9 protein-coding genes, 1 tRNA gene and 1 pseudogene are annotated in these 15,307 nt (G+C 56.2%); 7 read left to right on the forward strand and 4 right to left on the reverse strand.

The window, feature by feature from the left end:
- Entirely contained in the window at positions 1 to 183 is a 183-nt protein-coding gene (locus Q31a_RS13680) for a hypothetical protein (RefSeq protein WP_145078599.1), read from the reverse strand.
- On the opposite strand from Q31a_RS13680, the gene Q31a_RS13685 reads away from it, so the two are divergent.
- The 3 genes and pseudogenes from Q31a_RS13685 (at position 182) to Q31a_RS13690 (ending at position 4,568) form a co-directional block, all read left to right on the forward strand.
- On the forward strand, positions 182 to 3,352 hold the full coding sequence (locus Q31a_RS13685; RefSeq protein WP_145078602.1) for a DUF7133 domain-containing protein: 3,171 nt from the start codon (positions 182 to 184) through the stop codon (positions 3,350 to 3,352). The genes Q31a_RS13680 and Q31a_RS13685 overlap by 2 nt on opposite strands.
- A gap of 381 nt (positions 3,353 to 3,733) precedes the next feature.
- A pseudogene (locus Q31a_RS31400) lies at positions 3,734 to 3,913 on the forward strand (nucleoside hydrolase-like domain-containing protein); the annotation flags it as partial.
- A gap of 40 nt (positions 3,914 to 3,953) precedes the next feature.
- Positions 3,954 to 4,568: a hypothetical protein gene (locus Q31a_RS13690; protein WP_145078606.1), complete on the forward strand. Its 615-nt coding sequence runs from the start codon at positions 3,954 to 3,956 to the stop codon at positions 4,566 to 4,568.
- 1,219 nt (positions 4,569 to 5,787) lie between these two features.
- Here Q31a_RS13690 and Q31a_RS13695 read toward each other — a convergent pair.
- Positions 5,788 to 7,530 carry a hypothetical protein gene (locus Q31a_RS13695; RefSeq protein ID WP_145078609.1) on the reverse strand — a complete coding sequence of 581 codons (1,743 nt, stop codon included), beginning with the start codon at positions 7,528 to 7,530 and terminating at the stop codon, positions 5,788 to 5,790.
- 279 nt (positions 7,531 to 7,809) lie between these two features.
- Here Q31a_RS13695 and Q31a_RS13705 point away from each other — a divergent pair, with 279 nt between their 5' ends.
- On the forward strand, positions 7,810 to 8,043 hold the full coding sequence (locus Q31a_RS13705; RefSeq protein ID WP_145078612.1) for a hypothetical protein: 234 nt from the start codon (positions 7,810 to 7,812) through the stop codon (positions 8,041 to 8,043).
- Here the strand turns inward: Q31a_RS13705 and Q31a_RS13710 are convergent.
- Positions 8,020 to 8,093, reverse strand: a tRNA-Met gene (locus Q31a_RS13710). The two genes, Q31a_RS13705 and Q31a_RS13710, sit on opposite strands and share 24 nt — an antisense overlap.
- Positions 8,094 to 8,550: 457 nt before the next feature.
- On the opposite strand from Q31a_RS13710, the gene Q31a_RS13715 reads away from it, so the two are divergent.
- Positions 8,551 to 9,432 (forward strand): class I SAM-dependent methyltransferase, encoded by an 882-nt coding sequence (locus Q31a_RS13715; RefSeq protein ID WP_145078615.1) that lies wholly within the window; start codon positions 8,551 to 8,553, stop codon positions 9,430 to 9,432.
- A 184-nt stretch (positions 9,433 to 9,616) separates the two neighbouring features.
- Here the strand turns inward: Q31a_RS13715 and Q31a_RS13720 are convergent, their stop codons facing one another.
- Positions 9,617 to 9,955: a hypothetical protein gene (locus Q31a_RS13720; protein WP_145078618.1), complete on the reverse strand. Its 339-nt coding sequence runs from the start codon at positions 9,953 to 9,955 to the stop codon at positions 9,617 to 9,619.
- Between the two features lie 1,085 nt (positions 9,956 to 11,040).
- Here Q31a_RS13720 and Q31a_RS13725 point away from each other — a divergent pair.
- Both Q31a_RS13725 and Q31a_RS13730 read left to right on the forward strand, forming a co-directional pair.
- The gene (locus Q31a_RS13725) at positions 11,041 to 14,724 is read left to right on the forward strand and encodes a S1 RNA-binding domain-containing protein (protein ID WP_145078621.1); all 3,684 of its coding nucleotides are present in this window, start codon (positions 11,041 to 11,043) and stop codon (positions 14,722 to 14,724) included.
- Positions 14,725 to 14,727: 3 nt separating this feature from the next.
- Positions 14,728 to 15,240, forward strand: a complete 513-nt coding sequence (locus tag Q31a_RS13730) for a DinB family protein (RefSeq protein ID WP_145078625.1) — start codon at positions 14,728 to 14,730, stop codon at positions 15,238 to 15,240.
- Positions 15,241 to 15,307: the final 67 nt, after the last annotated feature.

The raw sequence follows: 15,307 nt of genomic DNA on the forward strand, positions 1-15,307 counted from the left end.
CTACCAGCTCGATAGGTCCGAAAATCGCTTGGGGCCGCACAGTTCGGCCACTCCCGCCACTTCGGCAGCCATTACATCACAGGCCATTTTCACGATCGAGCCCCGCCAGAATTCGCGAACCACTTCGCGAACTTGAGCGTTCGAAACTTGCCCAAGCTCATGCAACAAACTAGATTCATGCATGGTGGTCTCCCCGTCGGCGGTAACCGGCGTAAATGGGAAAATGCAGACGGCCATATATTGCTTTCTGAAAAAACATCTTTCAGGTTTTAACATCGATTCGGACGCTTCCGAGAAATGTGCCGCCTACGGAACTACAGCCATCGAAAGTGCCATGATGCATGATTCTTTTGTCGCGATGAAAAATGTCGTGTTCACTGCAACAATTGCGGTGTCGCTTTCCACTGCACAAGCTGCGGACGCACCGCAAGTCAAGGCTTTGGTGCCGGGTTTGGCAATTAAGGCCCTGCCGATTACTCTGACGAACGTAGACAGCGTCGACTATGGTCCGGACGGTCGTCTTTATGCGGCGGGCTACGACGGTCGCGTTCACGTGTTGACGGACACCGACGGTGACGGACTGGAAGACAAGGTAGAAGTGTTCTGGTCCAAGCCAGGTGACTTGCTAACTCCCGTTGGAATCCTTGCGACGAAGGAGGGAGTCTATGTCGCAGCACGAGGCAAGGTCGCGCTGCTGCGTGATACCGATGGCGACGGAATCGCGGACACGAGCGAAGCGGTGGTCTCCGGTTGGCACAGTGAAACCCATAACAGCGATACTCGTAACGATGCGGCGGGCGTCGCGGTTGATGCCGATGGGAATTTGTACTTCAGCCTCGGATGCATGTCGTACAATAAGGCGTGGCTGCTCGACAGCAAAGGTCAATCGCAGTACGACATGCGGAGCGAACGAGGCACGATTCTAAAAGTTTCGGCCGATCGTCAGCGGCGAGAAATCGTCGCGACCGGATTGCGATTTGTGATCGGCATGGACTTCAACAAGCACGGGGATCTGTTTGCGACGGACCAGGAAGGTGATACCTGGTTCCCCGGCGGTAATCCTCGCGACGAATTATTGCAGATCATTCCTGGTCGGCATTATGGCTTTCCATTTCGCCATCCGAAGTATCTGCCCAGCGTGATCGACGAGCCAGCCGTTGTCGATTTCTCGCCCCAACACCAATCCACTTGCGGGTTCCGCTTCAATGAATTGCGTTCTCATCGCCAGCCTTTTGGCCCAGCGTACTGGGAAGGCGACGCGATCGTCACCGGCTTCTCACGTGGTAAACTGTGGCGAGTACCCTTGGCAAAGTCGCGTGCCGGTTACATCGGCAAGCAAATCCAGTTTGCGGCGTTGGAGTCGCTGCCAACCGATGTTGCGATTTCGCCCTCGGGTGATTTGCTGGTGACGTGCCATGGTGGCAAACCAGACTGGGGATCGGGTCCAGCAGCCAACGGCTATCTCTATAAAATCAGTTTTGATGCGACTCAACCACAACCGGTTACTGTGTGGTCGGCCAGTCCGCTGGAGGTCAAAGTCGCTTTTGATCGCCCGGTTGATCCTAAGCAACTTCAAGCAGCGCAGATTGAAATGGGAGACTTCGTTTGGGAAGGCGACCAGCACGAGTGGATCTTCCCCGGCTACGATGTCGTCAAGCAGGAGAAAGGTAGTCTGCGTCGGTCGCTGAAAGTCGGTGGTCTTGCGGTCTCAGACGACGGTCGCACGGTCACGCTAACGACCGCTGGCCAGCCTTGGCGAACACGCTATGCCATGCTGCTTCCCGGAGTAGCGTCTGCCGCGGGAAATGGTGGCAAGGGCCCAAGCGACGTGGAGATGTCCTTTGATCTCAGTGGAGTCCAGGCCGAATGGACGCGGGAAGGAGATTCGCGACCAGCATGGACTGGATGGCTACCGCACGTCGATACAAATGTCATCGATGCGTTGACCGCGGGCTCTGCGGAACACGACCGGCTCAAACTGTTGCTGCATCAACCGGGATCGCTCTTGCTTCGATCGCAGCTTCTGCTTCCCGGAAACCACGTTGCGTTCCGCTTTGAAGCGAGTCATGCGTTTGCCATCAAGTGTGGTGACGTAGTCGTCAATTCGATTGCTTCTAGGGCTCGTCATGTTGCTGAATTCACGATGGATTCAAAACAGCCGCAACATCAAAGTGATCCACGTGGAGGCCGCGAACAAATCCTGCCCAGTGACGAAGTGCCCCTGGAGATCGTTGCTCAAACGGGTGCAACCGGCAATGCCTTTCTGCTGGACGCATCGTACCACGCCGACTTTGATCCCTACGAGCGTCCCTTGCGACTGGAACATCTGTTTGTTCCCTGGGCACCGACGATCCAGCCTCCCGATGAAGAAACGCTCAACGATGAAGACGCGCTGGTTGTTGGCGATCCCGTCAAGGGACGAGAGCTTTTCTTCGGCAATGAAGCCAGTTGTGCAAACTGTCATACGTTCGCGGGGAATGGCGGCAAGGTCGCCGCGGATCTTACCGTTTCCGTGCGTCGATCACCGGAAGCGGTTATGCGTGACATTGTCGAACCAAATGTAGCGATCAATCCGGAGTATGTCAGTTACACGTTACTGACAGATTCAGGCGAAGTGTTGACCGGACTGTTGCAGACTGCGGACCAGCAACAGATCACACTGGTGGATGCGAATGGGAAACTGCATCAAATCAATCGCGCAGAAGTCGAAGATATCCGTGCCAGTTCGGTGTCGTTGATGCCGACTAGTTTTGACAAGCTCGGTAAAGAGAAGTTACAGGACTTGGTTGCATTCCTGTGCAGTGAAGACGAGGAGGCAAAGCGTAACGGACTTCCCACCGGTGTGATTGCTCGCGAGTTCTGGCTGGGGCTTCCCAAACAGGGATTGTCCAGTCTGGCGAAGCACAAGGACTTTCCAAACCAACCTACCGGCACAGGATTGCTGACTCGATTTGAGTCTCCGGTCAACTGGGGAGATTCCTTTGGTACGCGAATACGCGGTTACATTTACCCGCCACAAACGGGTGACTATGTTTTTTGCATGGCCGCGGACGACTATGCTGAGTTGTGGATGAGTTCGTCCGAAGATCCAGCGAAGAAGTTTCAGATTATTCAGATGAAACGTTGGACACCGTCGCGAGTCTGGGACAAGTACCCGGAGCAGAAGTCGAAACCCATTCGTTTGCAGGCCGGCAAACGCTATTACATCGAAGCCTTGCACGTAGAAGCAACGGTCGATGATTGTCTGGCCGTAGGCTGGCAACTGCCTGATGGTACGATGGAGCGGCCTATTCCGGGTACGCGACTATCGACGGCTGATAATCTTGAACCCGCACAGAAGGATACTCCCTGACCCATTTGCGACTGAGCATGACCGTTCTTCGCGAGCCGAACGTCGCTGAATAGGAAGCCTTCGTACGAACGTTTCGAATTTTACGCTGGACGGCCCAGGACGCACGCGGCGAGGTCACGCAGCTTACGTAACGCTGCACTTCGAGACCGGCTATCCCGATATCGGTAATCTCTGGTATCATCGATTCCGCCCGCTGACCGAGCATGCGGGAGGCTTCGATGTCCAGCGTGATACACTGAAGAATCAAGGTCCGCTAGGCTCGCTTTATACAACGCCCAAGGTATTTTGCGAGTCAAGGCGACATCCGGGAGAAAGCCAGCGCTCGATGCTCGTGGCACGACCGGTCCAGACGGCGAAAAGCTGACGTAGCGTTGGTTCGACTATCTCAATTTAGGCAATGATCGCGGTGAAGTTCAAGTGCAAGAGAGCACGGAATCGCGAGCGACCATTGACGTGCCGGCGAGGGCTCGCGGAAAGTCGCTCCATGTTATCTTGCAAGTGACGGACAGCGGTACTCCGGCACTCACTCGGTACCGCCGCATACTGCTGGAATGCTTTTAAACGATTACGAATCACACACTATTTGGGACGATGAACCACCATGAGAATGCTTTCTACCGGTAGCCTGACACTCGCTTACCTCTTTCTCAGTGTGTCGACCAGCCAAGCCGAACAGTTCGTGCTTTTCGACACCACGTTTACTTTCACCAAAGCCGACGCCGACAACTCCAAGCCCAGTCCGTCACACTACTACGTCAAAGGGGCAAAGCTAAACGCCCAGCGGCCCGAGGACTGGACCGCTCCGGTCGATTATCGCAACGGCACTGTGCACGTGCGGCTCGAAGTCATCGAGAAACCGCCCGGCAGCGAACCCACCACGTGGAGCGTTTGTTACATTCCGAACAAAGGCCAGAATCACGGCTACGGTTGCATTGGCACCGATGTCTACAAGGAGGTGGGGGTATACGAGAAAGACATCGATATGACGAAGTTCTGGCAACACGATGACATCGTATGGACAGAGGGCATCAAGGAAATGCATCTCGTCATCAAAGATAACAGTGGCGGCCAGGGGCACGCCCACAAACGCCCCGACCACGAAAAGTTTTTTCCCACCAAAGTCCGCATGACGATCGTGCAAGTATCCAAAGGGGCCAAGTACGATCCCAAGCAACTGCCGAATCTGCCGCCTGCGCCCTTGGATGGCAAGCCATGATGGAACTGGTGTTTCTCTACCGCTTATCCGATCGAATACCATTGCCTGTCCGGCCAAGAAACGAAGCCGAGCACCTTGTCCCGTAATTCCCCCTTTTTGAATCGCAAGGCAAACTCAGACTATCGATGTCCATGGTGAAAAAGTTTGAAGTGAGGCTGGTAGAGGAGTTCTCAGGTTGGTTAACCAAAATCAAAGTGGCCGTTGCAGAAAGACAGAACGTCCTCTGATTAACGAGAACGTGCTAACCGACCTCAGCCAATTTCGCGAGCGTCCTGCCTTCCCAACACCCCCCCCCCCTCGAGCGGGCGCAAGCAGTTGCTGGCAAAGCATTGAAGAGAAACAACAAACAAAGACTTGTTCCGGAGCGGGGGAGGCGGGGAGACTTCTCGGATATTCGCGAAATACGGGCGCGAGTCAGTTGAGAATGAATGCAAATTTCAGAGCCGCAGTCAATGCTTCGTTCTAATTCGGTTCACCGCGAATTCCGTCCTAAGTTGCGAATTGATATGTCGCAGCGAAGCCGCACTTTTGTTTCGGCTCGACTTTTCCGTCCTCGATGGCTAAGCTGTTGACTTGCGGTCCCAGTGGCTGAACGAGGTTGAGCACTACGAACGTTTCCAATGGCAATTGATCTCGGAGAAGATGGAGTCGGCACTTTGAGCGACGCAGTTAAGTTCGACGACCAGCAGCTTCGACCAGTGGTAGCGTCCGCCTGATCGCGAGTGGCGATTCCATTCTCGGAGCAGCTCGGACGTTGCTCGCTTATGGATCAGAAGACGATTTCCTGACCGGCGTACGTACGAAACATCACGCCTTTTGAATGACCGACGAAGCCATGCATGGTAGCCTTGAACGCCTTTCTCAGTGATCACAATTGCCGCAGGATCGAGAGTCAGCCTGACTGCGTTCAGCACTCTGCCAGAGACATGCCGAACAACGCGAGAAAAATGCAGCTCATTCGACTTCGTTCCCATGGTCCTGGAGTGTCACCTCCCTTTCCGAGTGGATAGTTGTCCCACACAGCATCGGTTTGAATGGCGATTGAAGGAATTCCGAATAGCAGCGACAGGGGCGCGTGCGTGCAAAACAGCAGGTCCATCCGCTCGATACAACTGAGGCGACGAATGGATGTTCTTTGGCATGGCGAGCGAAAGGATCGGTCGCAGGAAGATTCAGTTGCTCGTGGGACATAATGAGTGACTTCACAGAGCGATTGCGGTTAGATCTCGGCTTGAATGCGTTGCAGCCGATCGCGGATTTGAGTCTTGGTTCGGTTGATCTGCTGCTGGCTTGAGTGGGGAAAGAACGGCAAGTCATCGACGGAAACTCCCATCCTTGCCAAAGTCAATCGCCACGCTTGCACATCATTAAAGCCAGACGTGATCGGTGACGGACGCTGCAAAATTAGAGTGCTGATCTTCGCGGAATCCTGTTTTGCGGCTGGCCCGAGTGACGCGTAAGCGTCTCGAATCCCTTCCACCATCTCGCGTCGTTGGCTCCAGGTCTCTTTGGTCGAAACGTGATCGAGCGCGTCGCTCAAAAGGGGCATTGCACGCCCGGCATCGAGGTCAGCAAGCCTTGAAAGAAACAGCCCGGCCTGTTCGTAGAGTTCGGGCCTTGTCCAAATGGCGAGGTGAGCTGGATCGGGTTTGGCGAAGGTGCCCGGTGGCATTAACGATAAGTCTTTCGCCAACAGCGATCGTTCTTTTTCGGTCGCATCATCGAACGCAATCCGTCGTGCGTAGGCGGTGCTGAGTTCGATTGGCGTTTTGCCCTTGGAAAATACGCTCTCGATCGGACCGGCGATGTCTTTCACTCGCTGGTCACCGACAACGCGGGCGATCAATTTGTGGTCGTCCTGCGGCGCGTCGAAGAAAAAGAGCGACAGCCAGCGTCTCGCTAATTCCAGCCTCGCTGGACTCGCGTCGGGATCTTCGATCGCGCGCTGGACTTCCAAACGCAATCGTTCGCGGGTGTCATCGAGCTCGGCGAGAAGCGGCACCTCGAGGGCTTCCAACAACGTCGGTTCCAAGTTGATTGGCTGGTCCGACGACTTCCACTCACTTCCTCCGATACCAAACGATGCGTTAGAGATCGTTCCGATACCCGATTGAACATCAAAGCCGAAGTAGAAGAGGTTGCCAGGAACAAAGTGACGAACTTCACTCCGGCGAAATTGAACGTCATTGTCGCTGCGGGCAATCTCGACTCGTTGGACTCGTGGACTTTCTTTACTGTGGGTTGAGACCAAACGCACGATCCAATCCGCTTCGTCGGCGGTTGTTGGCTTCACCTCAACAATTCGCTCCCCACCGGCAAGACGTAGCGCCCAATCGGCTTCGAGCGATTTCTCAACCTTCAGCAACTCAATGCCTTTCACTTGTCGCACGAGCCCTGGATGTTTGCGAATCAGATGACCAGGGTTCGTTGGAAACACTCCTGGTTCCGCATCCGCACCGGTGCGAACCAAAGCGAACGCCGCGGCAGAAGAATCTTGCTTGCGGCCAGTCAGACCGGTGCGTTCGATGGTGACACTTTCCACGCCCGGTAAATTTAAAAGCGTCGTGCACAGGTAGTCACATTCGGGTGACCGATGGAGATCGCCGTTCTCGACGTACACGTTTCCGCTCAAGATGATTGGTTCACCGGGAAGAACGTCGGGTGAGACTTCCGCGTGGAACTCTGATATGGCTGACAAGCGAATGGGTTGCATCACCAACCAGCCCAGGCCGAGTGCAAGAAACATCGCGATCGGAAACGCGGCCCAACCGATCTTGGTTGGTAACATTTGCTGAATACTGAGCGTGGTCGCAAGATAAACAAACACGGTGGGAGCCGTGATAAGGACCAATCCTGGAACAATGAGTGCCAAGAAGCCAAACACGACCAGCATCGGGCAACAGAGCGACACGGCAGCCGTGACGCCGGTGAGGATTAGAACAATGTTACGGAATTTACGCATGCTGGATTCAAGATCGTGACGTTCGGCGCATATCTACTGCGGCGACGACCGCAGGTCGATGAAGCTTAGGTCACGATTTGAACCCGCTAAAATCCATTGTTGACGGTGACTTTATCGAGCGTCAGTTACCCAGGCTTCGGCCAAGCTTCTTTGGTGCCTTTGCTGATGGCGACCATTGGTCCCATGACGTGGTCGTCGGGGAGGTTGACCACATTCTTCGGAGAGCACTCCGGGACATCATAACCTGGAGGTCAAATAGTACAGAGACAAGAGAGACCTTTGGCGGAGATCGCCCCTGAGAGCGTTTCGCCAGCAGCCCGATATTTTTTTCCAGAGACACTCCGAGAGGTCTCTGCCGACGGACCCGATGACGTAAGTCCTCGCCCAGACAGCGGTAAAGCACGAAAAAAGCCGACGCCAGTCATGGTGACCAACGTCGGCGTATTCGATAACCCGGCGATCGGATTCAACCAACATGCCGAATTGAAGTTGCGGGAGCCAGATTCGAACTGACGACCTCGAGGTTATGAGCCTCGCGAGCTACCGGGCTGCTCCATCCCGCGACATAAATAGACCCGATCTCCTACTTGGCGCCTAGGGGGATCGGTCAGTTTTCTGGGAATGTTGTTTGAGCAGCAATGGATTGGTGCGCGATGGCCTGCGGTGGATGCCAATCTGCCCGCTGCAATGAAGCTGTGACGCTCGCTGTAGTGGGGCAGTGGGGCAGTGGGGCAGTGGGCGGGCAGCGTGGCGCAGAGTTCATGGTGGGCAGTGTAGTGCCGCAACATCGCTGGATGCGCTCCGCACTGTGGTTGTCGTGTTGTTGATATCCCTGAGTTGTTGATCATCACTGCGGGGAAGCGAAGCGGTGTGCGAACGCGAAGTCTGAGGCGAGGGCTGCAGGGCCGAGGGGGATCTAGCGGGATAGGTGCGTTCTGTCACAATCTTACTTCTTGATACTTCCGTTTTGGATGATTGCAGTGCCATCTTGCTTGCAGCACTTTGAGGACAGCGCCGCCTATGGACAACTCGACTTCAGTTGCTCCCGCCGAGAATAAGCAAGATCGAGCGGAGATTTCCGACTACTACAACGACACCGTCGTGGACTACGATGCGTGGAGTCGGGAGGGCTACTTGCACTTCGGCTACTGGCGACCGTGGATGAATCCCTTCGCGCGGCGACCGATGCTGGAGGAGATGAACCGCCTTATCTTTCGGCACCTGCGACTGGACGAGCTTGAGTCGGGCAGCGTGGCGGATCTGGGGTGCGGGGTCGGAGCGGTCTCGCGTTTCGGCAGCCAGGAGTTTCCCAAGTTGGCATTCCAGGCGATGACCATTTCGCCGGGCCAAGTTGCCGAGGCGAAGCAGCGGCATGCTGATCAAAATGTTCATTACTATTGCGGGGACTATCACTCCATCCCACTTCCTGACGCATCGGTCGATGGAGTCTTCTACCTGGAGAGCCTCTGTCATAGCACGTCGCCCGACGTGGCCTTAGCGGAGGCGGCGAGAATTCTGAAACCGGGAGGAAGGATCGTGTTGACCGATGGCTTTCTGACCCGCCCCTTGGATCGCACCTCGCGGCTATTCCGACACGTGGTGTGCGGTGTGGCCCATAATTGGGCGGTGCCGATGTTCCATGAAATCGAGCTGGGTAGAGGATGGACTGGGCAAGGACGGCTGAAATTGGTCGAAGAATTTGAGTGCGGTTGGCGACTCGGTCCATCTGCCTTGCATGCCGCTCACCTGTCGCTCATTCACTTTTTCAAGCTCGTTTGGCAGCGCAAGGTCACGCCATGGCAGTGGAAGCACCTGACCGCCTCGGCTTATACCATCGTCCTCGGGCTGTATCGCAAGTATTTCCGCTATCACTTGCTGGCCTTCGAGCGTCTACCGGATTAGAAGGGGCGAGGCCCGGGACGAGGTAGAGCATGTGCCGCCCGCGACCTCAGCGAAACGCTGTGAACATGCGTAGACCGCATGTTCGCCCCCTTACGTTTCGCTGAGATCACGTGCGACCAATGGATGGTCGGACTCAGCATGCAGCTCATCAGCTCGCGGCATGAAGTTCCGTGGAGTTTCGAGATTAAGAGGCCTCGGCCAGGTTCAAACTGGCGTGACGACGGTAGGCCAGCAGGACTTCATAGAGATCTTGCGAGACTTCCAGAGTATCCTCTGCAAAATCATGGACCCAAGCCTTGTTGGATTGAGCGGCATGCATCAAGAGTGGTAGAGCGTCGGAGACACTCAAGCTGACCTTCGGGGCCGTGGTGAGGCTGCTGACCGCGAAGTCGGCGGAGGTTTCCGCTTCTAGCGCCGGGGCGTGGTAAGGACTGAATAGCTTGAGCAAAGCTGGTTCAAAGTCCGAATCGGAGCTGCGGTGGGTAGAACTCGAATTGGGAAACGCACGACTATCTCTAGGCATATCAACTTCACGTTGTTCGTGGTGCGCCAAGCTGGGCAGCTTGAGTCGCAGGGGCTTGCATGGAAAACTAATGTGCTTTGCACGGCAGCGCTCGCTAAAACTGGATTGAGAATCGATCCCGCATCAGCACGCACTGGGCGTTCCTGCACTTGGTCACGGCTTGGATCTCAGGTGCCACCGGCCGACTGCGTTACGCTAGCGACCGGATTGATCCGGGATTGATGCCCGGCGGCTAAATTGCAGGGGAGGAGCTGGGCAAATGGCCCGCCACCGGTTCCCGCAATTCGAGTTCTTCGTGGTGACTCAGCACTGGGCAAAGTGATTAGATTTTCTCGGCGACTTTTACGATTGCCGCCTCGCTTAGGTAGATGTATCGGTTATCCCGACTTTGCGGATTAGGTAAACTTCACCGATTTTTCGCATCATCTTTCTAGATGGTCCCAAAACCTTCGTCGCGAGCGTAGCGATGGCCGGGAGGGCACGGGGCGAGCCGTCCGATTTAACCTGGGCGCCCGCCTGTCTAGTGCATTGTCAAAGCTTAATTTGCGGGTTGCCCGGGAAAAGGTGTCCGACACCAAAAGCCGGAACGGCCCTTCGGGTGCTTTGCACTTTTGGTGTCGGACACCTTTTCCGAACGCTCGCTGAACCCTAATTCTTGGTCTTGACAATGCACTAGGCTCGGCTCCAAGGCACTTTATGGGGCTGGATGTACCCGATTTTACAGGCCGTGTGCGGGGGAAGATCTAACGGCTAGTGTGTGGGGCTGGTCGGGCGTGGAACTGGGGATCAGAGCAATTGAGGAGTTGCAGCTTGCAAGAGGGAAAGGCCCGTCAAGGGAACGATAGCGGCAAGATAGGAGAGATTGCCGGTGAAAGTTGGAAGTATTGCTGGCTTTATAGTGCCCGAGTATTGACAATGTCATTTTGCTTGCGTAGATTCGCGCGATTCAAGAAGGTATTGACGTATTTAACTGGCACGGATGTGGTTGGGGAATTCACCTCCTGCCTTGTCCCCAATATTCACAGCGATCGCAATTCCCGTCCCACAGAGGGGGTTGTGCTTGCACAAAGTAGCTTTGCATTTGCATGATTGATCTAAGCGGAATTGCCCGCCATCTCCGACTCTCCCTTGATCAAATTCGTATCGCGGGGGATTTGCTCCAACAGGGATATCAGCCTGCCTTTATTGAAAGGTATCGAGCCGATGAGACGGGGCGACTGTCTCGTTCGACTCTTTGGGCTCTCAAGCTGGAGATTGACCGACAGCGGCGTTTGCAGGCGACTCGAGAGCGTTTGACTGGCCAGCTGCCCAAGGACTCGGAGCTGGATGGCGAGGCCAAGTCGAGTTTAGAGCGTTCGACGACCGAAGTCGAAGCAGAGGCAGCCCTGAAGGCCTTCCGGGCGCGGCGGGCACTGGCGTCTACCCAAGGCCGTGATGGCCAGGCTGGCGAGCTTCTTGAGAAGATGATCGCTTACACCGGCGCTCCCATTGCCGACGTGACCGCTTGGGTTGCTCAAGAATTTCAGCTTGAGCCAGCTGCCGCTGACCAGCTCCTTGAGCAGGCCAATCGCTTGATCAGCAGCTTGATTCAGTGCGATACCGAATTGACGGAAAAGCTCCGCCGGTCCATTCAGAAGAAAGCCAATATCCGCGTCGAATTGTGTGCGAACCCTTCCGATGATGGGCCCGACGAGGGAGCCGGCGATGAAGGTGCTGGTGAAGATGGCGAGCACAGCGAGGGCGATTCGAGCGCCGAAGCGACTACTGCTGATAGCACAGCGAGTGAAACACCGGCGGCCAGCGACAGCGTTGCGGCTGGTGAAATTGCTTCAGCCAGTGAACCCAATGCGATTGTCGAAGTAACTGCAGCAGCTAGTGAGCCTGTTGTAGCCAGTGAGCCCACGGAAGCGGTAGCTGCTGCGAAGCCTGCCGAGCAAGCCCCAGCAGGTGTAGCAGAGGCAGCCGCCAGTGCTGAAGATGCTGCCCAGCCAGAGAGCGTCTCGGGAGCAGAGGTGTCTGCTGAAACGCCGAGTGATCGCCCCGCCGAGAGCGTCGCTGGAGCGGAAACGCAAGCAGAAAGCAGCCCCAGCGGAGCCGAAAGTGGCGAGGCTGTTGCGGAAAGTGCTGCGACGGAAGGTGCCGCGACTGAGGCGTCGAGCGAAGCGCCAGCGGAGCCCGTGGCGGTTAGTGACAAGGATCTGGTACTGTCGGGCAAGAAGAAGTCCGCCAAGCTGGGCAAGTCGAAGAACAAGTCGGGTGCGAAGAAAGAAGCCAAACGCAAGTCCGTTGCCAAGCTGACTCCCCGACAGCGACGTCGACGTTGGTTGATGTCGATGCTCAATCCCATGAAGTCGTTGCGTTGCCCATTGGGTAAATTAACCGCTTATCAACGGCTGATGCTCGGTCGGGGACGTCGCAGTCAACTGGTGACAACCGAGCTGGACTACGACAAGCGGTCGTTGGTGCCGATGGCTCGCGATACGTTTGTGGCAAAGGATCACCCCTTGGTCAAATGGTTTGACCAAACGGTGGAGCAGGTCCTGGATCAAACGGTTCGTGCGAAGATCGAGCAAGAAGCCATTGCAGATCTCGAAGAGATCGCGGGCGAGAAGTTGCTCGTTTCAGCCGCAGATCAATTGCGTCAGACCCTGATGCAGCGCCCGGTACGTGGTCATACCATCCTAGTTGTCGATACCGTCGGGCCGAAGGCCGCGGGGATCGCAATTGTAGGACCCACCGGCAATGTTTTGGCGACCGATGAGATCGCTTGTTCGGCGCAACCTGCGACGGTCAATCAAAACGTGGTGAAGCTGGGCGAATTGGTCCATAAGCACCGCGTGACTTTGGTCGTTCTGACCAATGGTCCGGCCCGTCGTTTCCTAGTACTGACGCTCAGAGAGCTCGTCAAGCAAAGTGCGAGTAGTGGTCTTCGCTGGACCATGGCAGATCGCAGTGCCGCGGATGCCTATGCCGTTGGTCGCGTCGCCTTGCGTGAGCTGTCTGCCTACAATCGCCGTGATCGGGCTGCAATTTGGGTTGCACGCAGTTTGCAGGACCCGTTGTCAGAGCTGCTGAAAGTCGATGTGAGCCGTTTGCGATTGGGAAGCTACCAGCGAGAGCTCGCACAGGAACCTCTGCGAAACCTCGTACGCGATACCATCTCGGACTGTGTCTGCAGTCGCGGTATCGATACGTGGCACGCCAGTGTGGCGGAATTGAATTGCGTCCCAGGAGTGCAAGACCCGCAAGCCCAGCAGATTGCGACGCTGGCAGCGCAAGGCAAAATTGAGAGCCGAACCCAGTTGTTGGAGGCCGTCCAGAACTGGGATGAGTTGGATTCGCGTCAGGCAATTGGCATGTTGCGTATCTACGAGAGCGAGCAGCGGCTCGATGCGACGCTGATCCACCCAGACGACTACCGATTGGCCGAGCGGCTGATTGAGAACACCGAATTGGAATTGCCTCCCTCTGCACCAGAGGGCTGGACTAAGCCGGCTCCTATGGCAGCTGCCGATGTGGTCGCAGCGGAGCCATCGACGAGTACTGAGGCGGCGTCCGCTCCAGAAGCGGCTGCGTCAGAAGAGTCCGTTTCCGAAGCGGCTGCTCCAGAAACGCCTACCGAATCAGGTGCCGCAGCCGGTGCCGACGATGCCCAAACCGCGACAGACGCTGCAGCAGAAGTTACGGTTACGGTTGCTATTGAAAACGAAGTGACCGCTGCCGATTCCGGAGAAACGCCAGCTGGCGAGGACACCTCCGGCGCCGAATCTGTGGAAGCGGATACGGCTGCCGATTCAACTTCGGAAGGGGACGCGTCCGCAGAGTCGACTGAAGCATCTGCGGAGAATTCGCCTACCGCAGCGGTCGCGACTGCTCCAGCTGAGGAAGCTGCGAGTACGGCGGGGATCAAGCCTGAATACTCGGAGGACGCCGTGGCTGAGCAAGCCGCAGCAACCGCCATCGATGTAGAAAAATTAGCGCGAGGGTGGCAGGTTGGGCGAGAGAAATTGCGCTCCATCGCTGCGAATCTTCAGAGCCCCTTTGCAGATCCAAGATTGGCTGAATTTCCGATTCCCATGATGTCGGAAATGCCCACCTTGGCAAATCTCGAACCCGGGATGTGCGTCTGGGCAGTAGTGGTTGGCGTTGCAGAGTTCGGTGCCTTCGTGGAACTGGGGCCCGACTGCAGCGGTCTGATCCACATTAGTCGTCTTTCGGCTGAGTACGTAGAAGATCCCCATCAGTGTGTGCAGGTCGGCGACTTGCTCATGACCTGGGTCGTGACGGTGGACGAGAAGAAAAACCGAGTTGCCCTAACGGCACTGTCTCCCGCGCAGCGAGCCACTATTGAAGCAGCGAATGCGCAGCGACGTGAAGAGCGCAATGAGCAGCGCCGCGGACCTCGTGGTCAATCCGGCGGAGGTGGACAGGGCGGTTCCAGAGCTCATTCGAATCGCGCTCCTCGCCAAGGCAGTGGCTCAACTGGTGGTGGCGGTCGCGGACGTGACGGTGGTGGTCGTGGCGCAGGCGGTGGCAGAGGTCGTGGTGCTTCCGCGCATCCTACCAAGCCAGTTGTGGTGAAGAGTAAGAAGCCCAAGGCGCCAATCACTGATGCGATGAAGGATGGTGCGGAACCCTTGCGATCCTTCTCCGACTTGCTTCAATTCTACGAAACGAAACGGACCGATGAGCCGCCGGTCAAGACGGTCCCACCACCGGCGCCCAGTGAGCCAACCGATGAGGCTTCCAACGCGGAAGTTGAGTCCTAGGCGATGAGTTGGAATTCGCAGCAGTTCATCCTAGAGGATCTCAACTTGGTCCATCGCTACACGCTCGACATGCTGTCGCATGTCGAGGATGGACTTTGGTTTAAACAACCTCAACCCGGCATTAACACCATAGCTTGGCAGGTCGGGCATATCGCACTGGTGCGCTACCGACTCTGCCTAGGGTTGGTGCGCGGCGAAAGCGCCGGGGATAGCCAATTGCTCCCGATTGCCGAATATTCACGAATGTTCGGCAAGGGCTCTATGCCAGCCAAGGATCCGGTAGCGGAGTATCCGAGCGCGGGGGAATTGCGCGAGAGCCTGCTGGCAGTGCACCGCCAAGTGATGGAGGAAGTACCGCAACTGGCTGAGTCGGTATTAGCGGAACCTTGCAACATCACCCACCCTTTGTTCTCGACCAAAGGGCAAGCGATGCGATTTTGTTCGAAGCATGAAATGCTGCACGTGGGACAGATCGGTTTGCTTCGGCGACTTCTGCATTGCGAGATCATTCGCTAGCCAGCACTAGCTCGCACGCAACTGTCTGCAGCAGTTTTCTAGGCCAAGTGTGGCTCGATAAATTCTA

The sequence above is a fragment of the Aureliella helgolandensis genome, assembly GCF_007752135.1.
GTDB classification, from domain to species: domain Bacteria; phylum Planctomycetota; class Planctomycetia; order Pirellulales; family Pirellulaceae; genus Aureliella; species Aureliella helgolandensis.